At 72.8% G+C, this 20,725-nt stretch carries 25 protein-coding genes; 11 read left to right on the top strand and 14 right to left on the bottom strand.

From position 1 onward, the window contains the following. Positions 1-18: 18 nt before the first annotated feature. The 3 genes from ABEA10_RS01375 to ABEA10_RS01365 all read right to left on the bottom strand — a co-directional run bounded on the left by ABEA10_RS01375 (position 19) and on the right by ABEA10_RS01365 (position 2,487). Complete coding sequence (locus ABEA10_RS01375; protein ID WP_345456186.1) at positions 19-864, bottom strand: PHP domain-containing protein; 846 nt, start codon at positions 862-864, stop codon at positions 19-21. Positions 865-868: 4 nt separating this feature from the next. After that, positions 869-1,486, bottom strand: a complete 618-nt coding sequence (locus tag ABEA10_RS01370; protein ID WP_345456183.1) for a DUF6758 family protein — start codon at positions 1,484-1,486, stop codon at positions 869-871. 62 nt (positions 1,487-1,548) lie between these two features. Further along, positions 1,549-2,487 (bottom strand): HpcH/HpaI aldolase/citrate lyase family protein, encoded by a 939-nt coding sequence (locus ABEA10_RS01365; protein WP_345456180.1) that lies wholly within the window; start codon positions 2,485-2,487, stop codon positions 1,549-1,551. Positions 2,488-2,523: 36 nt separating this feature from the next. Between ABEA10_RS01365 and ABEA10_RS01360 the strand changes: the two genes are divergently transcribed. Then, a complete protein-coding gene (locus ABEA10_RS01360) occupies positions 2,524-3,042 on the top strand; it encodes a hypothetical protein (RefSeq protein WP_329241579.1) in 519 nt (172 codons plus the stop codon). A 21-nt stretch (positions 3,043-3,063) separates the two neighbouring features. Here ABEA10_RS01360 and ABEA10_RS01355 read toward each other — a convergent pair whose 3' ends face one another. Next, entirely contained in the window at positions 3,064-3,984 is a 921-nt protein-coding gene (locus ABEA10_RS01355) for an RNA polymerase sigma-70 factor (RefSeq protein WP_345456176.1), read from the bottom strand. A 131-nt stretch (positions 3,985-4,115) separates the two neighbouring features. On the opposite strand from ABEA10_RS01355, the gene ABEA10_RS01350 reads away from it, so the two are divergent. From ABEA10_RS01350 to ABEA10_RS01335, 4 genes are read left to right on the top strand one after another with little or no spacing between them, the layout of a single operon-like run. Next, a complete protein-coding gene (locus ABEA10_RS01350) occupies positions 4,116-5,465 on the top strand; it encodes a magnesium transporter MgtE N-terminal domain-containing protein (protein WP_345456174.1) in 1,350 nt (449 codons plus the stop codon). Positions 5,466-5,467: 2 nt separating this feature from the next. Continuing rightward, on the top strand, positions 5,468-5,986 hold the full coding sequence (locus ABEA10_RS01345; RefSeq protein ID WP_345456171.1) for a DUF1003 domain-containing protein: 519 nt from the start codon (positions 5,468-5,470) through the stop codon (positions 5,984-5,986). Positions 5,987-6,042: 56 nt separating this feature from the next. Then, on the top strand, positions 6,043-7,179 hold the full coding sequence (locus tag ABEA10_RS01340; protein ID WP_329241589.1) for an Mrp/NBP35 family ATP-binding protein: 1,137 nt from the start codon (positions 6,043-6,045) through the stop codon (positions 7,177-7,179). A 57-nt stretch (positions 7,180-7,236) separates the two neighbouring features. Beyond that, positions 7,237-8,040 (top strand): glycoside hydrolase family 16 protein, encoded by an 804-nt coding sequence (locus tag ABEA10_RS01335; protein ID WP_345456166.1) that lies wholly within the window; start codon positions 7,237-7,239, stop codon positions 8,038-8,040. Between the two features lie 151 nt (positions 8,041-8,191). On the opposite strand, the gene ABEA10_RS01330 is transcribed toward ABEA10_RS01335, so the two are convergent. The 5 genes from ABEA10_RS01330 to sigE form a co-directional block, all read right to left on the bottom strand. After that, positions 8,192-8,521, bottom strand: coding sequence for a sec-independent translocase (locus tag ABEA10_RS01330; protein WP_345456163.1), 330 nt, complete (start codon positions 8,519-8,521; stop codon positions 8,192-8,194). 274 nt (positions 8,522-8,795) lie between these two features. Further along, complete coding sequence (locus ABEA10_RS01325) at positions 8,796-10,376, bottom strand: S1C family serine protease (RefSeq protein ID WP_345456161.1); 1,581 nt, start codon at positions 10,374-10,376, stop codon at positions 8,796-8,798. Between the two features lie 170 nt (positions 10,377-10,546). Beyond that, entirely contained in the window at positions 10,547-11,617 is a 1,071-nt protein-coding gene (locus ABEA10_RS01320; protein ID WP_345456158.1) for a sigma-E factor regulatory protein RseB domain-containing protein, read from the bottom strand. After that, positions 11,614-12,165, bottom strand: a complete 552-nt coding sequence (locus tag ABEA10_RS01315) for an anti-sigma factor family protein (protein WP_345456155.1) — start codon at positions 12,163-12,165, stop codon at positions 11,614-11,616. The genes ABEA10_RS01320 and ABEA10_RS01315 overlap by 4 nt, the downstream gene beginning before the upstream one ends. Beyond that, positions 12,162-12,788 (bottom strand): RNA polymerase sigma factor SigE, encoded by a 627-nt coding sequence (sigE, locus tag ABEA10_RS01310; RefSeq protein ID WP_345456152.1) that lies wholly within the window; start codon positions 12,786-12,788, stop codon positions 12,162-12,164. Before sigE ends, ABEA10_RS01315 begins: the two co-directional genes overlap by 4 nt. 140 nt (positions 12,789-12,928) lie before the next feature. Between sigE and ABEA10_RS01305 the strand changes: the two genes are divergently transcribed. Beyond that, positions 12,929-13,552 (top strand): O-methyltransferase, encoded by a 624-nt coding sequence (locus ABEA10_RS01305; protein ID WP_345456149.1) that lies wholly within the window; start codon positions 12,929-12,931, stop codon positions 13,550-13,552. Next, entirely contained in the window at positions 13,549-14,118 is a 570-nt protein-coding gene (locus ABEA10_RS01300) for a hypothetical protein (protein ID WP_345456146.1), read from the top strand. The genes ABEA10_RS01305 and ABEA10_RS01300 overlap by 4 nt, the downstream gene beginning before the upstream one ends. Positions 14,119-14,185: 67 nt before the next feature. Here ABEA10_RS01300 and ABEA10_RS01295 read toward each other — a convergent pair whose 3' ends face one another. Both ABEA10_RS01295 and ABEA10_RS01290 read right to left on the bottom strand, forming a co-directional pair. After that, entirely contained in the window at positions 14,186-15,655 is a 1,470-nt protein-coding gene (locus ABEA10_RS01295) for a leucyl aminopeptidase (protein ID WP_345456143.1), read from the bottom strand. A 100-nt stretch (positions 15,656-15,755) separates the two neighbouring features. Beyond that, a complete protein-coding gene (locus ABEA10_RS01290) occupies positions 15,756-15,923 on the bottom strand; it encodes a DUF3117 domain-containing protein (RefSeq protein ID WP_141954058.1) in 168 nt (55 codons plus the stop codon). Between the two features lie 158 nt (positions 15,924-16,081). On the opposite strand from ABEA10_RS01290, the gene ABEA10_RS01285 reads away from it, so the two are divergent. From ABEA10_RS01285 to ABEA10_RS50970, 4 genes are all read left to right on the top strand, one after another. Then, entirely contained in the window at positions 16,082-16,861 is a 780-nt protein-coding gene (locus ABEA10_RS01285; protein WP_345456140.1) for a PaaX family transcriptional regulator, read from the top strand. Between the two features lie 41 nt (positions 16,862-16,902). Continuing rightward, positions 16,903-17,688, top strand: coding sequence for an enoyl-CoA hydratase-related protein (locus ABEA10_RS01280; RefSeq protein ID WP_345456138.1), 786 nt, complete (start codon positions 16,903-16,905; stop codon positions 17,686-17,688). Between the two features lie 128 nt (positions 17,689-17,816). Further along, complete coding sequence (locus ABEA10_RS01275) at positions 17,817-18,221, top strand: hypothetical protein (protein ID WP_329241621.1); 405 nt, start codon at positions 17,817-17,819, stop codon at positions 18,219-18,221. A 577-nt stretch (positions 18,222-18,798) separates the two neighbouring features. Then, on the top strand, positions 18,799-19,002 hold the full coding sequence (locus ABEA10_RS50970) for a DUF397 domain-containing protein (protein ID WP_425550849.1): 204 nt from the start codon (positions 18,799-18,801) through the stop codon (positions 19,000-19,002). Here ABEA10_RS50970 and ABEA10_RS01270 read toward each other — a convergent pair. Genes ABEA10_RS01270 through ABEA10_RS01260 form a run of 3 tightly spaced genes read right to left on the bottom strand, consistent with a single transcriptional unit; the run spans position 18,987 to position 20,697 of the window. Next, positions 18,987-19,562, bottom strand: coding sequence for a DNA-3-methyladenine glycosylase I (locus tag ABEA10_RS01270; protein ID WP_329241624.1), 576 nt, complete (start codon positions 19,560-19,562; stop codon positions 18,987-18,989). The two genes, ABEA10_RS50970 and ABEA10_RS01270, sit on opposite strands and share 16 nt — an antisense overlap. After that, positions 19,559-19,987 (bottom strand): SRPBCC family protein, encoded by a 429-nt coding sequence (locus ABEA10_RS01265; protein WP_345456133.1) that lies wholly within the window; start codon positions 19,985-19,987, stop codon positions 19,559-19,561. The genes ABEA10_RS01270 and ABEA10_RS01265 overlap by 4 nt, the downstream gene beginning before the upstream one ends. Next, positions 19,984-20,697: a hypothetical protein gene (locus ABEA10_RS01260; RefSeq protein ID WP_345456130.1), complete on the bottom strand. Its 714-nt coding sequence runs from the start codon at positions 20,695-20,697 to the stop codon at positions 19,984-19,986. The genes ABEA10_RS01265 and ABEA10_RS01260 overlap by 4 nt, the downstream gene beginning before the upstream one ends. Positions 20,698-20,725: the final 28 nt, after the last annotated feature.

Here is a 20,725-nt window from a genome sequence, read left to right as displayed (position 1 = left end):
ACCCAGCCGTGCGCGTTCTCACCGGACGTCCGGGGCCGCTCCCGTGGCCTGGGCACGCAGGGCCTCGTACGCCTCCGGGGCCGTGGTCTCGCAGCCCAGCCGGTGGCCGGTCAGCTCGCCGTGGTCGTCGCTCGCGCCCGTGACGAAGAGGTTCAGGTCGGACGCTAGCGCCCGCAGGGCCGCGCGGTCGGCCGGGGCGTGGTCGGGATGGTCGGTCTCCACCCCCGCCAGCCCGGCGCCGGCCAGACCGGCGATCGCCTCGTCGGGGACCCCGTAGCTCCGCCGCCCCGCTCGCGGGTGGGCCAGCACGGGCACGCCGCCCGCCGCGCGTACGAGCCGCACCGCGCGGACCGGGTCCAGGGCGTACCGGTCGACGTACGCCCGCCCGCCCGCGCCGATCCACTCGGGGGTGAAGGCGTCCTCCACGGTCGCCACGACGCCCGCCTCGACCAGGGCGCGGGCGATGTGGGGACGGCCGGGCACGGAGTCGCCGGTGATCCGCGCCACCCGTTCCCAGGTGACCGGCGCGCCCAGCTCGCCGAGCCGCCGGACCATGCCGCGCGCCCGGTGCACGCGGTCGTCGCGGATGCGCTCGCGTTCGGCCGCGAGACGCGGCTCGCCGGCGTCGAACAGGTAGGCCAGGAGGTGGACGCTGTGATCGCCCAGCCGGCACGACAGCTCCATGCCGCGGACCAGCGTCATGCCGGGCGGCAGCGCCCGCGCCGCCTCGGCGTGGCCCGCGACGGTGTCGTGGTCGGTCAGCGCCAGGACGCCGACGCCCGCGGCCTGCGCACGACGTACGACGTCGGCGGGGGGCTGGGTGCCGTCGGAGACGGCGCTGTGGGTGTGGAGGTCGATGATCACACCATCACGCTAGCCGGGGGCAGGCGGCGCCGTACGGCAGGTCGAGGGGCGCCTCGCGCAGGTCGCGCAGGTTGAGTTGCTCGACCATGAGGACGCCGGCGGACTCGGGCCACAGCACCGCCCAGAGCCAGTTCGCGAGGGCCTCGCCCGCGTACGCCGCCGTCTTCTCCGTGCCCAGGGCCCACATGGACACGGGATGGCCGTCGATCTCGACCTTGGCGTTCGGTGCCGAGACCCCGAACCCGTGACCGGGATCGGGTCCGTTCAGGCCCGCGTACGAGGCGCCCAGACCCACGCCGGGCTCCTCGGCGATGAGCACGAGATCGGCCGGACCGCCGATCGGCGAGGGGCCGGACAGCGCCACGGCCACCGCGACGGCGCCGCTGCGGTCGTCACCGGCCTCGGCGAACCCGGTCACGAGCCACCCCGTGGGCGGCGGCCAGGGCACCCAGACCGGCACGCGGGTCCGCGAGCGCACGGCCTCCAGCGCCTCCGGGCAAGGGCGCATCGGCGGCCGCAGCGGCGGGACCTCGCCGTGTACGAGGCAGGTCCACGCGCTCGACCACGCGCTGGGCGGGACCAGGGACCGGCGGCACCGCGGGCACGTGGGCGGGGTCCTCATGGTTACTCACAGTCGCCCTTGCGCGAAGGAACGTCAAGCTCTCCACCTGGGCGGTCGCCGGCTCAGGCCGGCGGATCGTCACTCCGGGTGCGCTCCATGCCCGCCGCGCGGCCCTTGGCGGCGATCACGAGGGCCATCTTGCGCGACGCCTCGTCGATCATCTCGTCGCCGAGCATCGCCGCGCCCCTCCCCTGGACACGCGTCGCGTGGTCGTAGGCGTCGAGGATCAGCTCGGCGCGGTCGTAGTCCTCCTGCGACGGGGAGTAGACGGCGTTGCCGGCCTCGATCTGGGCCGGGTGCAGCACCCACTTGCCGTCGAAGCCCAGCGCGGCGCTCCGCCGTGCCGCCCGGGTGAAGGCCTCGACGTCGCGGACGTTGAAGTACGGCCCGTCGATCGCCTGGAGGTCGTGCGCGCGGGCGGCGAGCAGGATGCGCATGAGGATGTAGTGGTAGGCGTCGCCCTCGGTGTACCCGGGCGGTTGCTCCCCGACCACCAGGGTCTTCGTGTTGATCGAGGCCATCAGGTCGCCGGGCCCGAACACCAGCGCCTCCAGGCGCCGCGAGGAGCCGGCGATCTCCTCGACGCGGGTCAGCCCGCGCGCGTCCTCGATCTGGGCCTCGATGCCGATGCGGCCGACCGGCAGCCCCGACGCCTGCTCGACCTGGGTGAGCAGCAGGTCCAGCCAGACCACGTGGTCCGGGGAGCTCGCCTTGGGCAGCATGACGCAGTCGAGGTTCGCGCCCGCGCCCTCGACGACCTCGATCACGTCCCGGTAGGCGTACGGGGTGGTCACGTCGTTGACCCGTACGACGCGGACCCGGTCGCCCCAGCCGCCGGCGTTCAGCGCCGCGACGACGTTGGCCCGCGCCTCCTCCTTGGCCTGCGGCGCGACCGCGTCCTCCAGGTCGAGGAAGAACTCGTCGGCGGGCAGCTCCCGCGCCTTCTCGATGAAGCGCGGGTTGCTGGCGGGCACCGCGAGCGTCGTCCGGCGAGAGCGCATGCACCGGATGGTATCCACCCGTGGGAGACTGCGAGCGTGGACATCGTCGCGCTGGTCGAGGAGGCCACCAAGAAGTCGGGCATGCTGTGGCTGGCGCTGCCCGACCTGCCCTACCCCCGCGCCGCCTGGCACGTCTGGCACGCGTACGGCGACCAGAGCGCCGCGTACGTCGTCACCGGCGGCATCGAGCAGCCGCTGCCCGGGCTGCCGGAGGCCGAGCGCGTCACCGTGACGGTCCGCAGCAAGGACAAGGGCGGCCGCCTGGTCTCCTGGATCGCGGCCGTGGAGCAGGTGGAGCCGGGCTCGGAGGAGTGGGAGGCCGTGGTGCCCCTGCTCGCCAAGGACCGCCTCAACGCCCCCGACGGCGAGCACCAGACCGAGCGCTGGGCCAAGGAGGCGTTCGTCATCCGGCTCACCCCGACCGGCGAGGTCGCCGAGGCGCCCGGCAGCATGCCCGATGACTACGCCGCCGTACGCCCGGCACCCAGCCCGGCCACGACCACCGGCCACGCCCCGTTCATGGTCGGCGCCCGGCGCCGCCGCCCCGACCGGTAGTCAGGGGTCCCGGGCCGGCGGTCAGGGCCCGAGGGACAGGACGCGGCGCTCGGCGATCGTCTCCAGTTTGTCCGGGTTGGCGATCAGGTGCAGGGCGGTGACCCTGCCGTCCACGACCTCGGCGGTCATCGTGCTCAGCACCATGCCGCCGCCGCGGATGATCACCCCAGCCGTGCCGTTGACGTCGGCGATCTCCGCCCGCATGTCCTCGGGAGCCACGCCGTCGTACGAGCGCTGCCCGATGCCGGCGAGGAAGCGCGCCACCAAATCGGCTCCCACGAGCGGGCGGCGCGGCGCGAGGCGCTTGCCGCCGCCGTCGGGGACGAGCACGACGTCCGGCGCCAGCACGCCGAGCAGCCGCTCGATGTCGCCGCCGAGCGCCGCGGACAGGAACTCCTCGGTGACCCGGCGCTGCTCCGCCCGGTCGGCGGCGAAGCGCGGCCGCCGCTCCGTGACGTGCCGGCGGGCCCGCACCGCCACCTGCCGGATACTCGCCTCGGACCGGTCGAGCGCGCTCGCGATCTCCGCGTGGGAGAAGCCGAACACCTCCCGCAGGACGAACACCGCCCGCTCCAGGGGTGACAGCGTCTCCAGCACGACCAGCATGGCCAGCGATACGGAGTCGGCCATTTCGACGTCGGCGGCGGCGTCGGGCGCGGTGAGCACCGGCTCGGGCAGCCACGGGCCGACGTAGGACTCGCGCCGCGAGCGCTCGGATCGGAGCCGGTCGATCGCGGTGTTGGTGACCGTACGGACGAGGTAGGCGCGGGGATCCTCTACGTTCGTGCGGTCGGCGCCGGACCAGCGCAGCCAGGCGTCCTGCACGATGTCCTCCGCGTCGGCGACCGAGCCCAGCATGCGGTACGCCACGGAGAAGAGCAGCCCGCGGTACGTCTCGTAGACCTCGGTGAGGTCGGCGGTATCCCCCGTCACGTCCCCCATCGTGCCATCCCCGGCTGCGGGGGTATAGGAAGCCCGCGCGGACAGGGACTGCGCCACTGCGCGGCCCTGTCCGCGCGGGCTCTAGATCACGCTTTACCGCCGGAGAGGACGCGCCTCGGTAGCCTTCGAGCATGACCGCAACGCCATCGCGGGTGTTCGTCGCGCGCCTGGCCGGGATCGCCGTGTTCGACCCCGCCGGAGACCAGATCGGCCGCGTGCGCGACGTCGTCGTCATGATGCGGCCCGCGCCACGCGCGCCACGCGTGCTCGGGCTCGTGGTCGAGGTCCCCCCGCACCGTCTGGTCTTCCTGCCGATCACCCGGGTCACCAACATCGACGCCGGCGCGGTGATCTTCGATGGCCGGATCAACATGCGCCGGTTCCAGAAGCGCGGCTCCGAGACGCTCGCGCTCGGCGAGATGCTCGACCGCAGGGCGGAGCTGGCCGACAGCGGGGGCGAACAGGTCGTCGTCTTCGACCTGGGCATGGAGCAGAGCCGTACGCGCGACTGGCTGATCACCAAGGTCGCGGTGCGGCGGACGGGCGGCACCGGGCACGGGCACCGCTGGGCCGGCGGAGGGCGGGGCGCGCGCCTGGGCCTGCGCCGGCGGCACGGCGAGACGCTCGTGGTCGACTGGGGCGCGATCAGCGGCCTGCGGGTGGCCGAAGAGGGGCAGGGCGCGGCCAACCTGATCGCGGCGTTCGAACGGATGCGCGCCCCCGACCTGGCGAACGTCGTCCACGAGCTGTCCGCGAAACGCCGCGCCGAGGTGGCCGCCGCGCTCGACGACCGGCGCCTGGCCGACGTGCTCGAAGAGCTGCCCGAGGACGACCAGGTGGAGATCCTCGGCAAGCTCGACGTCGACCGCGCCGCGGACGTCCTGGAGGAGATGGGACCCGATGACGCGGCCGACCTGCTGGGCGAGCTGCCCTCGGACCAGCGCGAGCAGCTGCTGGCGCTGATGCAGCCGGAGGACGCCGCGCCGCTGCGCCGGCTGCTGAGCTACGCCGACGACTCCGCGGGCGGCATGATGACCACCGAACCGGTGATCGTCTCCCCGGACGCCACGGTCGCCGAGGCGCTCGCGCAGATCCGCAACCCCGACCTGAACCCGGCGCTGGCCGCCCAGGTGTACGTCTGCCGGCCGCCGAACGAGACCCCGACCGGCCGCTACCTCGGCACGGTGCACTTCCAGCGGCTGCTGCGCGAGCCGCCGCCCACGCTCGTCAGCGCGATCTGCGACACCGAGCTGGACCCGCTGCGGCCCGAGCTCCAGCTGGAGACGGTCTCCAGCTACCTGGCGACCTACAACCTCGTCTCCGTGCCGATCGTGGACGAGAACGGCCGGCTGCTCGGCGCCGTGACGGTCGACGACGTGCTCGACCATCTCCTGCCGGACGACTGGCGCGAGAGCGGGATGGAGGCCGATCCCGGCACCGGCGTGGACGCCGAAGAAGAGGCCCTGCGCGGAAAGGAGTGACGATGAGCACTGGCCTGGAAAGGGCGCGCGACCAGCGCCGCCTCGGCCGCCTCGACCAGCCTCGGGACATCCGCCGTCAGCTGATGCCGCGGCTCTACTACGACCCCGAGGCGTTCGGGCAGTTCTCCGAGAACATCGCGCGGTTCCTCGGCACCGCCCGGTTCCTCGTCTACATGACCGTCTTCGTCGTCGTGTGGTTCGGCTGGAACATGCTCGTGCCCGGCGGCCTGCGGTTCGACCCGTACCCGTTCATCTTCCTGACCCTCATGCTGTCGCTCCAGGCGTCGTACGCCGCGCCGCTGATCCTGCTGGCCCAGAACCGCCAGGACTACCGGGACCGCGTGCAGTACGAGGGCGACCGGGCCCGGCACGAGCGCAACGTGTCCGACACCGAGTACCTCACGCGCGAGGTGGCCAGCCTGCGCATGGCGATGAACGAGGTCGCCACCCGCGACTGGATCCGCGACGAGCTCCAGCACCTGCTCAAGGAGCTGGAGAGCCGCCGCGAGGAGCCGAGGTGACGCAGATCCCGCCGCGTCGGTTCGCCCGCCCCTTGCGTGCTCAATAAGATGGCGGTATGGCCTCCCCCACGATCGAGCAGGTGAACACCGCGCTCGCCACGGTGAACGACCCGGAGATCCGGCGTCCGATCACCGAACTGGACATGATCAAGGGCGTCGACATCACGCCCGAGGGCCGCGTGAAGGTGGGCGTGTTCCTGACCGTCGCCGGCTGTCCCCTGCGCGACACGATCACGCGTGACGTCACCGCCGCCGTCTCCAAGATCCCTGGTGTCGCCGGGGTGCAGGTCGACCTCGACGTGATGAGCGAAGAACAACGCCAGGCCCTCCAGCAGAAGCTCCGGGGCGGTCAGGCGGCCAAGGAGATCCCGTTCGCCAAGCCGACCTCGCTGACCCGCGTCTACGCGGTGGCGAGCGGCAAGGGCGGCGTCGGCAAGTCCTCGGTGACGGTCAACCTCGCCGCGGCGATGGCGGCCCAGGGCCGCAAGGTCGGCGTGGTCGACGCCGACATCTACGGCCACTCGGTGCCCCGCATGCTCGGCGTCACCGGCCGTCCCACCCAGGTCGAGCAGATGATCATGCCGCCCAACTCCCACGGCGTGAAGGTCATCTCGATCGGCATGTTCACCGAGGGCAACTCCCCCGTCGTGTGGCGCGGGCCGATGCTCCACCGGGCCCTGCAGCAGTTCCTGGCCGACGTCTACTGGGGCGACCTCGACGTCCTCCTCATGGACCTGCCGCCCGGCACCGGCGACATCGCGATCTCGGTGGCCCAGCTGCTGCCGTCCGCGGAGATCCTCGTCGTGACCACGCCGCAGCAGGCCGCCGCCGAGGTGGCCGAGCGCGCGGGCGCGATCTCCGCGCAGACCCACCAGACGGTCGCCGGCGTCATCGAGAACATGTCCTACCTGCCCTGCCCGCACTGCGGCGAGCCGGTCGACGTGTTCGGCTCCGGCGGCGGTCAGACCGTGGCCGACGCGCTCACCCGCACGCTCGGCACGTCCGTGCCGCTGCTCGGCCAGGTGCCGATCGACGTACGCCTGCGCGAGGGCGGCGACCAGGGCCGTCCGATCGTGCTGGACGACCCGGACGCGCCTGCCTCCAAGGAGCTGCGCGGCATCGCCGACAAGATCTCCGGACGCGCCAAGAGCCTGCGCGGACGGCAGCTTGGCCTCAGCCCGAACCGCGGTTGAACAACCTGAGGGCGTGTTCACGCTTGACGGGCGGTGCCCACGTGATTACGTGGGTGTATGGCATTCGACGGGGTCATACGGGGGACGGCGCTGGCCGCGGCTCTGACGGTCGCGGCCTGCGCCTCGGTCGGTTGTAGCGGGCACTCCGCGCGCTTAACGACGCCGCAGAGCGGACACGCCGCTCAGGCCGAGGCGCCGGACGGCGCCTCGAAGTCCTGGGGCGCGCCGGTGCTGTGGGACGACTTCGGCGGCACCACGCTCGACACGCGCAAGTGGCAGGTGTACTCGGCGCCCGACGCCTCGAGTCACCGCGGCGTCGCCGCCGGCACTCACGTCTCGGGTGGGGTCCTCAACCTCGTGGGCGGGGTCTACGGCGGCCGGGACCAGGGCGCCGGCGTCATCTCCCGCCTCTCCCAGACCTACGGCCGCTGGGAGGCCCGCATCCGTGCCGACCGGGGCAACGGCTACTCCGCGACGGCGTTCCTATGGCCGGTGCACATGGGCAACCCGGAGTACGCCGAGATCGACTTCGCCGAGATCCTGTCGGGCAGCCGCAAGAGCGGCGGCCTGTTCATCCACCACGGGGCCGACGACCGGCAGGTGCAGCGCACCACCCACGCCGACTTCACCAAGTGGCACACCGTGGGCGTCGACTGGCTGCCCGGCCACGTGACATTTTGGATGGACGGCAAGAAGACCTGGGCCTACAGCGGGTCGTTCGTCCCGCGGCAGGCGGGGATGCAGCTCTATCTGCGCAACGAGATGCGCGAGGGGTTCCACCGCACGCCGAGGACGCCCAAGCGGATCACCATGCAGGTCGACTGGATCCGGGTCTACCGCGCTCCCAGCGCCGCGCGGTGACGCGCGGTCCGGGTCTGTCTCTGAGTCCCCGTCCGTAGCGAGGGGCGTCCAGACGGCGCGTCGCGCGGAGGAGGCGGTCAGCCGGGGTTCGGGCGGGCGGTACGGCGAGGCGCCGCGCAGGAGGACGGCGGGGCGTTGGGACGCGCCCTGGTCAGGTCGCCTCCGGGTCGTACGGCGGGCGCTCGCCGAAGGGCAGCAGCGGCTCCTCGGCCGGGACCGGCCCCGGCTGATCGAGGTCGTCCGGGTCCTCCAGGAGGTGCTTGCGGACGAACCGGCGCGGGTTGAGGTCGGCCGGGTCGAAGTCGGCGAACTCCGGGCCGAGGCCCTCGCGCAGGTCGTCTCTGGCGCTGTTGGCCATGGCGCGCAACTGGCGCAGCGCGCGGCCCGCCTGCGAGGCCACCTTCGGCAGCTGGTCGGGGCCGAAGATGATCAAGGCGAGAACGACGAGGAGAAGCGCCTCACCGAGTCCTACGTCGAACACGCGTCCTCCACCTGATGACCCCGCGGCCTCCCTGCTGAGGCCGCGGGTCCCAGCTTAACCGGGCGTTCCGCCCGCGTCTGCCGCGCGGGACCGGTAGTGGATCTCCACGGGAGGCCAGGAGCGGCAACTGACCGGTATCCGTGCGGAGCGCAGCGGATACCGGTCAGTTACCGGCACCCGGCGTGAGCTCGGTCGTCGACCGCTGCGAACCGCAGGTGCGGCCGACCTGCACGCCCTCGCCCGGCGACTCGGCCCTGATCACGGCGCACACCGGTCAGTTGCCCGCGCCCAGCGTGAGCTCGGTCGTCGACCGCTGCGAACCACGGGTGTAGCCGACCTGGACCCGGTCGCCCGGCGACTTGGCGCGGATCGCCATGATCAGCTCGTCCGAGCCGGAGATCGCTTTGCCGTCGAACGTGGTGATGATGTCACCGGCCTTCAGCCCGGCCTTCTCCGCCGGCCCGCCGGGGGTGACCGTGCCGCCCTTGCAGGACTGGGCGCCGTCCGTGGCGATGCGGGCGCCGCCGCCCTGGTAGGACATGTCGATGCAGGCGCCGATCACCGCGTGGGTGGCCTTGCCGTTGTTGATCAGCTGCTCGGCGACCTTCTTCACCTGGTTGCTCGGGATGGCGAACCCCAGCCCGATACTTCCGCTCTGCTGCTTGTCGCTGCCGAGCGACTGGCTGCCGAGCGTGGCGATCGCGGAGTTGACGCCGATGACCTCGCCCCTGGAGTCGACGAGCGGGCCGCCGGAGTTGCCCGGGTTGATCGCCGCGTCCGTCTGGACCGCGTTGATGAACGACGACTCGCCGCCCTCGCCGCTGGTGCTCACGGGACGGTTGAGGGCGCTGACGATGCCGGTCGTGACGGTGCCGGCCAGGCCGAGCGGAGAGCCGATCGCGATGACCGGGTCGCCGACGGCCAGGGCATCGGAGTTGCCGAGCGTGAGGGCCTTGCGTCCGCCGAGCGTGCCCGGCTTGATCACGGCGATGTCGGAGGTCGCGTCGTGGCCGACGATGGACGCGGTCGTGGTCTTGCCGTCGTTGAAGACGACCTGCATGTTGCCGCCGCTGACGGCCGGCGCGACGACGTGGTTGTTCGTCACGATGTAGCCGCCGTTGACGACGAAGCCGGTGCCCGCGCCGCCCTCGGTGCCGTTCGTCACCTTGATCATCACGACGCTCGGCACCAGCCGCTGGGCGATGCCGGCGACCGAGCCGGGGTCGCGGTTCTTGGCGCCGGTCGTGGAGGTCTTGCCCCCGCCCAGGTCGACGGTGCCGTTTTGGTCACCGGTCGCCAGCACGCCGACGCCCGCGCCGAGCGCCCCCGCCAGCAGGGCGATGACGATGGAGACGACCACGAAGAGGCTCGTGGACGGGCCGCGGCGCGTGCCCGGCTCCGGGGCGGGGATGGGCGCCCAGTTGGGGCCCGGCTGCGCCGGATAGCCGCCGTTCGGCGGCTGCGGGGGACGAGGTTGCTGCTGGGTGTTCCAGCCGGCGTACGAGGGCGCCGCCTGGCGCTGCTGGTCGTACGGCGACTCGTAGTGGTGCGGCGAGAAGGACGGGCGCTGCCGCCCGGGCACGTCGTTCTGCGGCGGCGCGCCGTACGGCGAGCGCGGTCCGGGGTCGGGCGGTGCCATGCCCGGCGGCCCATTCTGCGTTCCGTTCTGCGGCCCGGCCTGCATTCCGTTCTGCGGCCCGACCGGCGACCCGTTCTGTGGTCCGCCCTGCGGCCGACCGGAGACGAGCGGCTGGTCCGTCGGGATCTGGGGACCCGTGGAGTTCCCCGGCTCGAACTCTGTCGTGCGCCGGTCGTCCTGCGGCGGACCCCCGGGCGCGCGGTTGTCTTCCGTCATCACCTGACTCCTTGCCGACCGCGCATGGACCTGTCGTCGTCTCGCCCACTATGGCGCGCGAGCTGTGTGGCGAGCATAAGCGACCTTGACGGTGAAACCCGCCGGTTCACGACTCCATCCCCCGCAGACGAAACAACGTCGAATCCCATAGCAAAGGGGATCTCCACAGATCAGTCAAATGGGTTGGCCCATGAGCTGAGCCGGTGCAGCCCTCGGCGGAGACGCCCCCAGAAACCGGTCTCGCCGTGTGGCAGCGCGGCCACCACGCTGTCGACCACCGGGGGCGGCGCGTCGGCGAGGACGGTGAAGACGTAGCCTCTGCTGGCCCACATGGCGCGCTGCTGCATGGTGTCGCTCAGGTAGACGGTGCGGCCGCCCCGGGTCGCCTTGTGCCAGCTGGCGACGCTGCCGGCGTCGAGCGTGCCGCGCTGGAGGAAGACCGAGACCACCGAGAGCCCGTCGGAGTAGCTGAGGTGCACGACCGGGCCGTGGCCGTCGAGCTGCCGCGCGTCGTACAGGCTGAGGCGGTCGGGCAGGTTGTCGCGGACCGGCCAGCCGCGGTAACGCAGCGATCCGAGGTCGGCGCTCGCGAGCTGATGCGCCCAGGGCGCCTCGACCGTGTGCGGCGCGGACGCCATGAGGAGCTGTGACTTGGGCGCGGTCGGCCGGATCTCGGTGAAGAACGTGAGGTTGACCTCGCGGCCCTGCTGGTCGAGGAGCTCACGCCGGAGCATGAGGCCGGTCTGGCGGTCGATGTGGAAGCGGCCCGCCGCGCTGCCGTCGGCGCGCCGCGCCTCGATCACGGACGTGGCGCGGCCGGAGACCTCGCCCTGGCCGGCGCGTACGACCGCGTAGTTGCGCGCCAGCAGGTCGAGCATCTTCGGCGTGTAGCCGGTGAGCCCGCCGGTGCGGTCGGAGTCGTCGGCCTCGAACATCTGTCCGCCCTGGTCGGCGGTGGTGCTCTGCACGCGCATGTGAGTGCCGTCGCCCGGGACGTGGACGACCTTGACCAGCGACGTGGTCGCCATCCCGCTGCGGCTCCACGCGGTGATGAACTGCGTGCCCTCGTACGGCGTCGTGCGCGCCGCGCCCTCGGCGCCGCGCAGCAGCCGCAACGCCTCGGGGTCGGACTGGAGCCGGGCTCCGCTCGCCGTGTCACCGGTTGTCACGAACCACAGCATGAGAAGCGCGGCGGCGATGCCTCCCGCCATCCACGAGTTGCGCGAGATCCGATGAGTCACGGGCTATCGCTGGTCTTCTCTGCCGGCTTGGGGTCGGTCAGGGGAACGTCGCCCGACGTCAGAGCGTGTTCGACCGCGAACTGCTCGACCGAGGGAGCCACGCGCGGCAGCGAGCGTGGGTCCGAGCCGGCGGCGAACGCCGCGGAGCCGATGCCGAGCACGGCCAGGGTCGCGGCGCCGGCGAGGAGGTAACGGCCGCGCGGCAGACGGCGGCGCACGGCGGCGCGGCGCGCACGGCCGGCGGGGCGGGTGTCGCGAGGACGGGTGGCGGGACGGCCGGCGGACGGGCCGCGGCTCTCCCCGGGGAGGCGGCGGACCGCCGGCGGCAGCGGGTCGCCGGGCTCGCCCATGGCCTGGAGCCGGGCGAGCAGACGCTCGGCCGGGACCGCGTCGCCCATCGCGCGGAGCCGGCGCTTGAGGGCGCGCAGCGCGTCGGCCTCGGCACGGCACAGGTCGCACGCCGCGAGGTGCGCCAGTGCGCGGTCGCGTTCGTCGTGCCCGAGCTCGCCGTCGACCAGAGCCGTGAGGCGTTCCCCGAGGTGGCTCATGGAGTCTCCTTCGCCGGAGGAGTGGCCGGAGACGGTGTGTCGTCGGGACGGCGGCGCCGGGGACCGCGGTGTTCGAGCGCGGCGCGCAGCTGGGCGCGCCCGCGGTGGATCCGGCTGCGCACGGTGCCGAGCTTCACGCCCACGGTCGCGGCGATCTCCTCGTACGACAGGCCCTCGATGTCGCAGAGGACCACGACCGCGCGGTAGTCGGGGGCCAGGCCGTCGAGCGCGGCCTGGACGTCGGCGTCGAGCTTCTTGTCGTCGTAGGCCTGGGCCGGAGTGGGTTCGTGACCGTGCAGGCGCTCGGCCGCGTCGTCGGCGAGCCCTTCGAACCGGATGCGCTGCCGCCGCCGCGCCTGGTCGAGGAACAGGTTGGTGGTGATGCGGTGCAGCCATCCCTCGAAGGTGCCGGGCTGGTAGTTGGCCAGCGACCGGAACACGCGGACGAAGACCTCCTGCGTGAGGTCCTCGGCGTCGTGCGGGTTGCCGGTGAGCCGGAAGGCGAGGCGGTAGACGCGGCCGGAGTGCTCGCGCACGATGTCGTCCCACGAAGGGGGTGTCCAGGCGATGCCGGCGTCGCGCACCGTCGCTCCCCTCTCACGCAGAAGTTCTGCCACCGCCATACTGCCCCGTTTCTTCCTTTCCGCCTACCCGGCTGCCGTGGCCCTCCTGAAGAACGTGACGGTAGGCGGCGGAGTTCCCCACCCGCAGTAGTCTTTGACCTCGCAGACTAAGGCTCCCTGAGGAGGAAGTCATCGACGCGGTGAAGGCCACACTGGCCTACGTGGAGCAATACCTCCCCGAGGACGAGCCGCTGCGCAACGCGCGCCGGCACGGCGAGGACGTCGGCGCGACGCCCATCGGCCCGGCCGGCGGCGCCGCCCTCAGGTTCCTCGCGACGGCCATCAGCGCGCGCACGGTGGTCGAGATCGGCTCGGGCTGTGGCGTGTCCGGCATCTGGCTGCTGCGCGGCATGCGGCCGAACGGCGTGCTGACGAGCGTCGACGTCGAGCCGGAGAACCAGCGGCTGGCCCGCGAGGCGTACGCCGAGGCCGGCTTCCCGACCTCGCGCGCCCGCCTCATCACCGGCCGCGCGCTGGACGTGCTGCCCCGTCTCACCGACGGAGCGTACGACCTGGTCTTCTGCGACGCCCTCAAGCAGGAGTACCCCGACTACCTGCCGGAGGCGCTGCGGCTGCTGCGGCCGGGCGGCGTCGTGGCCTTCGACAACGCCCTGTGGGGCGACCGGGTGGCCGACCCCACCGACCGCTCGCCGGACACCGTGGCGATCCGCGAGCTCGGCCGGCTCGTCCGCGAGGACGACCGGCTGACGCCGATGCTGCTGCCGGTCGGGGACGGGCTCCTCGCCGCGGTGAAGGGTGAATGAGAGTACTCCGGCGACCGGTCCCGGGTGACGTGCGGCCGGTGGGATGCGCCGTCGTCCTGCTGGTGTTCTCGGCCGTCTTCGCGGTGGCCGCCGTGCCGTCCCTGCCGGGCGCCGGCGCCGTGCTCTACCTGCTGGTCGGCGTGACCGGCGTCCTGCTGTGCGGAGCCGGCCTGGCGACGGCCGCAGGCAGGCTCCTGGCCCGGCGCCCGGTCCTGGAGCTGGACGAGGACGGCGTACGCCTGCCGGCGCCCTGGCCGTGGCCGCGCACCCGCGACCGCGCCCTCGACTGGACCGACCTGGCCTCTGCGGTCGTGTGGCACACCCCGTCGCCGCGGGGACGCCGCGCGGTGACCGGCCTCGCGTTCCTGCCGACGACGGCCGCCGCCGAGCGCATCGGGCCGCCCCCGAGCGCCGAGATCCTGGCGCTGGGCCTGGACGACGTGCCCGGCGTGGCGTCCGGGCGCTGGGCGACCCGGATCCAGCCCGGCTGGGACACGGACGCCGAGCGGATCCTGGCCGAGGTCCGCCGCCGCGGCCTCCCTGCCGTCGACGCCCGCGCGCGCTGAGCGCCGGGCTCCGTCAGAGCCCCCGCGGATAGGGGCGCGCTACGCGCGCCCCTATCCGCGGGGGCTCTTAGTTCGCCGAGGTCAGCCAGCGCAGCAGCAGGCGGACGCCGTAGCCGGTGGCGCCCTTGGTGACCTCGGCGTCGTCAGTGGTGGCGCGGGCGGGGCCGGCCACGTCCAGGTGGGCCCACGGGCGGTCGCCGGCGAACTCCCGCAGGAACAGGCCGGCGATGATGGAGCCGGCGTTGAAGCCGCCGCGGCCGATGTTCGCCACGTCGGCGACGTGGGAGTCGATCGCCTGGCGGTACTCATCGATCAGCGGCATCCGCCACAGGGACTCCCCGCTGCCCTCGCTCGCGCCCAGCAGGTCGCCGGCCAGCGTCTCGTCGGTGGAGTACAGCGCGGCGTACCGCAGGCCGAGCGCGACCTTGGCGGCGCCGGTCAGCGTGGCGATGTCGACGACGGCCGTGGGGTCGAGCTCCGCGTCGGCGTACGCCAGCGCGTCGGCCAGCACCAGGCGGCCCTCGGCGTCGGTGTTGAGGACCTCGGAGGTGGTGCCGCCGTAGTGGCGGATGACGTCGCCGGGACGCATCGCCGAGCCGGACGGCATGTTCTCGGCCGCCGCGACCAGCCCGGTCACCTTGACCGGAACGCCGAGCTCGCGCAGCGCGCTCATCACGGCGATCACGACGGCGCCGCCCGCCATGTCGGTCTTCATGGTCTTCATGCCGGCGTTCGGCTTGAGGGAGAGACCGCCGGAGTCGAAGGTGATGCCCTTGCCGACGAGCACGATGTGCCGCCCGTCGCCGGCGCCCTCCGGCTCGTAGGCCAGCTCGATCAGGCGCGGCGGGCGGGCCGAGCCCGCGCCGACCGCGATGAGCCCGCCGAAGCCCTGGGCGGCGAGCGCCGCCTCGTCGCGTACGCGGACCGTCAGCGCGGCGTCCGCGGCGAGCTCCTCCGCGCGCTCGGCGAGCCACTGCGGGCACTTTTCCCGCGAGGTGGTGTTGGTGAGGTCGCGAGCGAGCGCCACCGCCCGCGCGATCGACGCGCCGCGCTCCAGCGCGTCCGGTGCGGGGGCGACCACGCTGATCGACTCGGCACCGGGCCGCCTGGCGGTGCCGCCGACACGGAAGTCGTACGAGGCCAGCAGCAGCCCCTCCGCGAAGGCCGCGAGGGCGTCGTCCTCCGCCTCCGACGGACCACCGACGATCACCTTGCCGCGGCCCCTGACCTGCCGGGCGACCGTGGCGCCCGCGCGGCGCAGCGCGGAGGCCGACCCGTCGCCGACACCGAAGAGGAGCAGCTCGGTGATGCCGTCGCCCATCCGGAACGGGGCCCTGACGATCTCTCCCGGCTGGCCCTTGGCGTCCTCGTGGGCGAGCAGGTCGGCCGCACCCAGCGCGAAGATGCCCGCCAGCCCGTCGGCGTACGCGGGGTCGATCTCCGGCCCGGAGCGTACGGGGACGGCGACCGCCTCGGCCGTGGTCGCGGCGTCGCGGATCGTCCCGTCGAGCGCGCGGAGCTGCGTCTGTAGTGGCACGTACCCTCTCCTGATGAGCAGTGAGGCCCCGGCTTCAGCCGGGGCCTCACTCGATGATTCAACTCGGCCGGAACGATCCGCCCGGTCCGGGCGAGGCTTCCTAGCCGACAACACCCTTCAAAGCGTCCCCGAGCTCGCCTGCCTCATCTGCCGACAGTTCGACAACGAGCCGCCCGCCACCTTCGAGCGGGACACGCATGACGATTCCGCGCCCCTCCTTGGTAACTTCGAGCGGACCATCGCCTGTCCGCGGCTTCATCGCCGCCATGCGTGCATCCCCTTCCTGCCTAGGGCCGCGTGGGGCCGCCGGGCTTCCTTGGCCGCTGACCCGCCTGCCGCATCAACGTCAACTGTGGTGGACCATTATCCCGTTTTCGGGACGCTAAGTGGTAACGATCAGCTCGGAGATCGTCAGACTGGAGTTCGATGAATGCCCGTTCTGCCCTCTTCGACCTCTACGGTGACCACCTTCGGACCCGAGGTAGAAGCGCGCCGATCGCCTCGCTCGTACGGCTCCTGGCGGCCCTGGACATCGCCGCCCCGGCCGCCCGCACCGCGGTGTCGCGCATGGTCCGGCAAGGGTGGCTGTCACCGGTACGGCTGCCTCAGGGCCGCGGGTACGCGCTGACGTCCAAGGCCGTCCGGCGTCTCGACGAGGCGGGACGGCGCATCTACCGTCACGCGCCCGACACATGGGACGGGCGCTGGCATCTGCTCGTTATCCAGCATATTCCCGACCGGGCGCGTCGCGACCGGCTGCGGGCCGGGCTGGGCTACCTCGGCTACGCCGCGCTCGACGACACGACGTGGATCAGCCCTCGCGCCTCGGCCGAGCTGGACGCCCTGTTCGCGGGCGAGGGCGTGCGCGCGGAGCGGTTCGCCGCCGGCTACGACGGCGACGCCCGCGGGCTCGTGGCCCGCGCGTGGGACCTCGACGGGCTCGCCCGCGCGTACGAGCGCTGGATCGGTGAGGCCGAAGAGCTCCTGGCGGCGTGTCCGGGGGACGGCGACGAGGAGGCGTTCGCCGTGCGCAGCCGCCTGGTGCACGAGTGGCGTAAGTTCCTGTTCAGTGACCCGGGGCTGCCGGCGACGCTGCTGCCCGGCGACTGGCCCGGGATCAGGGCCGCGCGCTTCTTCGACGAGGAGGCGGCGCGGCTCTTGCCCGCAGCCTCACGGTTCGTCGATCGTTGCCTCGATGGCCGGTAGAGGTCTGGAGAAGGTCCGTAGTCGGTCGAAGGAGCCCGAACGTGCCGGAGAGCGTGCAGTACGACCTGGCGGAAGGCGTGGCGACGATCACACTCGCCCGCCCGGACGCGATGAACTCACTGACGGCGGCGGCCAAGACGGAGCTGCGGGACGCGGTGGAGCGGGCGCGGGACGACTCCGCCGCACGCGCGGTGCTGCTGACCGGCTCCGGCCGCGCGTTCTGCGTAGGCCAGGATCTGCGCGAGCACGCGGACAACCTGGAGGCGGGCCGCGGTCTCGCCGGCACGCTCGAGGACCACTACGAACCGATCATCCTGGCGCTCAGCGGCATGCCCAAACCGGTCGTCGCCGCCGTGAACGGCGCCGCCGCGGGCGCCGGGCTGTCCTTCGCGCTCGCCTGCGACGTGCGGATCGCGTCGGAGAAGGCGTCGTTCGCCACCGCGTTCACACGCATCGGGCTGGCGCCGGACAGTGGCCTGTCCTGGACACTGCCGCGCGTGGTCGGCCGCGCCAAGGCGCTGGAACTCCTGCTGCTCGCCGAGCCGGTACGCGCGGCCGAGGCACTGGAGCTCGGCCTGGTGAACGCCGTCGTGCCGCCCGAATCGCTGGCGACCGCAGCGCGCGACCTGGCCGTTCGGCTCGCCGCGGGCCCCACGCTGGCGTACGCCGCGGTCAAGGCGGCGCTGGACCACGCGGCAACGTCCGACCTGGCCGGCGCGCTGGCCAAGGAGGCCCAGTTGCAGAAGGCGTGCGCCGAGACCGCCGACCACGCCGCCGCCACCGAAGCGTTTCTGCGCAAGGAACAGCCCGTCTTCGAGGGCCGCTGACGGGCCCTTCGCGCTCCGGGACGGCGGCGCGGGCACGGCGGATGCGTGAGACGGCGAGAGGTTGTCACGGCGTCCTCAACCGGACATAACAGGTTGTGCGAGTGAGCCGGACGGTTACTCTCCGACTCATGGCCACGCGAACCGCGCTCACGGGTGCCGGGGCGATCGGAGCCGTCATCGCCGTCTTGCCGGTGATCTCGGCGTTTCCCAGTCCCGTGAGCTGGATCGCGGCCGCAGTCGTGACGGCATCCGCCGTGCCCGCCGCGGTCACTTTCACCCGCCGGCCGGCGGCGGACACCGTCAGGCGAAAGCGCACGCCCGCTGAGGGCATCGTCGACTGCGCCGGACAGAGCCTCGGCATCGGTGACGCCGTACGGGCCGGAGACGGCTTCGACGGTCCGATGGAGCTGGGCTTCGGCCGGGGGGTGGTGGTGAAGGTCGGCCATGGAAAGGCACATGTCCGCTTCAACGACATACCCGGGCAGGTTCACGCGGTCACGCCCGGCACCCTGCGCCGGCTCGACGCGCGCTAGCGGCTCGTCGCGACCGCTTGCGGCCACCGCGCCGACGGCGACCGTTATTCAGCGTCACCGGCCGGCCGGGCCGGCCACGGAGAGCACACCGCGGGCGACGCGCGCCCGGCCCGGATCCGCGCGATGACGCGGCCGGCGCCGAAACAGCACCGCGCGGAACGGTATTCCGCGTCCACTCGCGAACGAGGCGGTGATCGATAAGGCGAGCCGTCGGTCGATTAATGCGGACGGTTCGCACGCCTTTTCGGTGCGACGCAAATTCGGCGAGTCGCGGATCGACTCGTCTTGCCTTCGAATTGTGCGTACGCTGCATAGAGGGGGATTCTCCGTCCAGCGCCTCGCCGAGGTAAGACATGGCCCCGGCGAATGCGCGGGCGGCGAACACGTTGACCGGGCAGCGAGGGTTGGACCGCTACCACCGTCTCGCGTTTTTGGGCTGCCTACAAACCATGTCACCAGGTCGGCGAAACCCGTCCGGCCGCATAGGGAGAGGAAACGTGAGCACGACCGACTCCGCCCACTGTTGGCGTCGAGAAGCATTCGGCCGCCGTTCCACTACCGTGAAAGAGGGGGCGAAATGACCACCCGCTGGCGCCGAAGCAGCCGCAGTGGTCACGCCGGCGACAACTGCGTGGAAATCGCAATGAGCACTCACCTAAATGCCGGATCCATCATGGCGAGCCCACCACAGAATAGAAAAGGGCCGCGGAAAGACGACCTCGCCCGTATCCAAAGGGCCCGCCCCTGGGGACCCGCGGTGAATGGTCAGCCCGTGGTGTAGGCTCCGCGCCGGTGACACTCCAGCAGGTGGTCATCGACCAGGCCGCACGCCTGCATCAGCGCGTAGACGGTCGTGGGGCCCACGTGCCGGAAGCCATGCCCCTTGAGCTCCTTGGCGAGCGCCTTGGAGCCAGGGGTCGTGGCCGGCACGTCCGCGACCGTCTGCGGGGCCGGCGCGCCGGGGTCGGCGTACTTCCACACCAGAGCCGCCAGCCCGTCCGGCAGGTCGAGTGAGGCACGGGCGTTCGCGATCGCCGCCTCGATCTTGCGGCGGTTGCGCACGATGGAGGCGTCGGCGAGCAACCGCTCGACGTCGGCCGGGCCGTACGCCGCGACCTTCTCCGGCACGAAGTCGTCGAAGGCGCGCCGGAAGCCCGGCCGCTTGCGCAGGATCGTCAGCCACGACAGCCCGGACTGGAACGCCTCCAGGCAGAGGCGCTCGTACAGTCCGTGGTCGTCGCGGACCGGCCGGCCCCACTCCTCGTCGTGGTAGGCGATGTAGTCGGGCGCCGAAACGCCCCACGGGCAGCGCGCCAGCCCGTCGGGGCCGATCATCGTCATTCGAACAGTTTAGCGAGGCGGCGGAGCGCGGTGTGAAGCATGAGACGCGCGAGCGGGCCGACGGCGATCCAGCCCACGCGGCCGGCCGGGCCCAGCGGCAGGTCGATCAGCTCGGCCCAGGTCACCCGGCACCGTCCTCCGGGCAGGTCGAGCAGGTCGAAGCGGCCCTCGCCACGCACCAGACGCCCCGTGTGACGCACCGCGACACGCGTCGGCGGCCGCCACTCGGAGATCACCATGGTGTCGAGGAAGCCCACCGGCCCGACGCCGGTCCAGGCCTCCACGCCCTCGCCCTCGGCCGCGCCGCCCTCCGCACGCGTGAAGGGAACCCACTCGCCGTGCCGCGGCCAGTCGACGAGCAGCTCCCACACGCGTTCGGCGGGCGCCGGTACGTCGGCCGAGGCGTGCACGGCGACGCGGCTCACTGGCCGTCGTCCTTCCGCTCCGCGGGCCGCTCGGCGTGCTCGGCAAGCTCGGCGGGCTCGGACGACCGGGCGGCGTCGGCGGACACGGCCGACTCGGCGGGCCGCTCCCGCGACGCCTCCACCGGCCGCTCCCCGGGCTCTTCCGCCGGGGGCTCCTCGACCGCGTCGGTCTCCTCCTCGGCGTCCTCGGGGCGGTCGACGATCGTCTTCCACGGGTCGCCGATCCGCGTGGACCCCTCGGAGGGGACGTCGAAGCGGGTGGCGAGGGGCTCCTGATGCGCGGCGGACAGGCCGGGCCGGATGTCGGTCCGGGTGACCAGCGGGTCCGGCGCGTCGTCCCGCGCCGGAGGCAGGGCCGCCGCACGGCGGTCGCCACGCCTTTCCGGACGGAGGTCGGGCCGCGTGTCGCCGTCGCGCCCCTGGCGCGCCTCGGCGAGTTCCTGCTCGAGCACGGCGATGCGCGTGTCGCGCTCGGTCAACTCGTCCGCGAAGCGCTGCAGCGCCTCGTCGGTGATCTGCTTGTGGTAGCCCCAGAGCCCGAGCGGCAGGCGAAGGAGCGCCGCGTCGGTGCCGCCGACGGAACGGCGTCCGGGCAGGGCCAGCGGCGGATGGTCCGGGTGCTCCGTGGAGAGCTGCCCGCCTCCGCCCACGGCCACGACGACGATCGCGCCCAGCACGGCCACGGCGGCCAGCGCCACGGTGATGGTCATGACGAGCAAGCTCGGGCTCCCCTCTGTG

Origin of the sequence: Actinoallomurus oryzae, assembly GCF_039541955.1 — a bacterium.
Classification (GTDB): domain Bacteria; phylum Actinomycetota; class Actinomycetes; order Streptosporangiales; family Streptosporangiaceae; genus Actinoallomurus; species Actinoallomurus oryzae.
The sequence above is the reverse complement of the archived record's forward strand: the minus strand, read 5'-3'. Positions and strand labels throughout refer to the sequence as shown.

Coding starts and splice junctions, on each gene's coding strand:
- ABEA10_RS01365 (WP_345456180.1), bottom strand. CDS start 2,487: ATGCGCTCTCGCCGGACGACGCTCGCGGTGCCCGCCAGCAACCCGCGC.
- ABEA10_RS01350 (WP_345456174.1), top strand. CDS start 4,116: ATGACCGCAACGCCATCGCGGGTGTTCGTCGCGCGCCTGGCCGGGATC.
- ABEA10_RS01290 (WP_141954058.1), bottom strand. CDS start 15,923: ATGGCGGCGATGAAGCCGCGGACAGGCGATGGTCCGCTCGAAGTTACC.
- ABEA10_RS01270 (WP_329241624.1), bottom strand. CDS start 19,562: ATGACGATGATCGGCCCCGACGGGCTGGCGCGCTGCCCGTGGGGCGTT.
- ABEA10_RS01315 (WP_345456155.1), bottom strand. CDS start 12,165: ATGAGCCACCTCGGGGAACGCCTCACGGCTCTGGTCGACGGCGAGCTC.
- ABEA10_RS01275 (WP_329241621.1), top strand. CDS start 17,817: ATGGCCACGCGAACCGCGCTCACGGGTGCCGGGGCGATCGGAGCCGTC.
- ABEA10_RS01285 (WP_345456140.1), top strand. CDS start 16,082: ATGAATGCCCGTTCTGCCCTCTTCGACCTCTACGGTGACCACCTTCGG.
- ABEA10_RS01355 (WP_345456176.1), bottom strand. CDS start 3,984: ATGGGGGACGTGACGGGGGATACCGCCGACCTCACCGAGGTCTACGAG.
- ABEA10_RS01340 (WP_329241589.1), top strand. CDS start 6,043: ATGGCCTCCCCCACGATCGAGCAGGTGAACACCGCGCTCGCCACGGTG.
- ABEA10_RS01325 (WP_345456161.1), bottom strand. CDS start 10,376: ATGACGGAAGACAACCGCGCGCCCGGGGGTCCGCCGCAGGACGACCGG.
- ABEA10_RS01300 (WP_345456146.1), top strand. CDS start 13,549: ATGAGAGTACTCCGGCGACCGGTCCCGGGTGACGTGCGGCCGGTGGGA.
- ABEA10_RS01345 (WP_345456171.1), top strand. CDS start 5,468: ATGAGCACTGGCCTGGAAAGGGCGCGCGACCAGCGCCGCCTCGGCCGC.
- sigE (WP_345456152.1), bottom strand. CDS start 12,788: ATGGCGGTGGCAGAACTTCTGCGTGAGAGGGGAGCGACGGTGCGCGAC.
- ABEA10_RS01335 (WP_345456166.1), top strand. CDS start 7,237: ATGGCATTCGACGGGGTCATACGGGGGACGGCGCTGGCCGCGGCTCTG.
- ABEA10_RS50970 (WP_425550849.1), top strand. CDS start 18,799: ATGACCACCCGCTGGCGCCGAAGCAGCCGCAGTGGTCACGCCGGCGAC.
- ABEA10_RS01370 (WP_345456183.1), bottom strand. CDS start 1,486: ATGAGGACCCCGCCCACGTGCCCGCGGTGCCGCCGGTCCCTGGTCCCG.
- ABEA10_RS01260 (WP_345456130.1), bottom strand. CDS start 20,697: ATGACCATCACCGTGGCGCTGGCCGCCGTGGCCGTGCTGGGCGCGATC.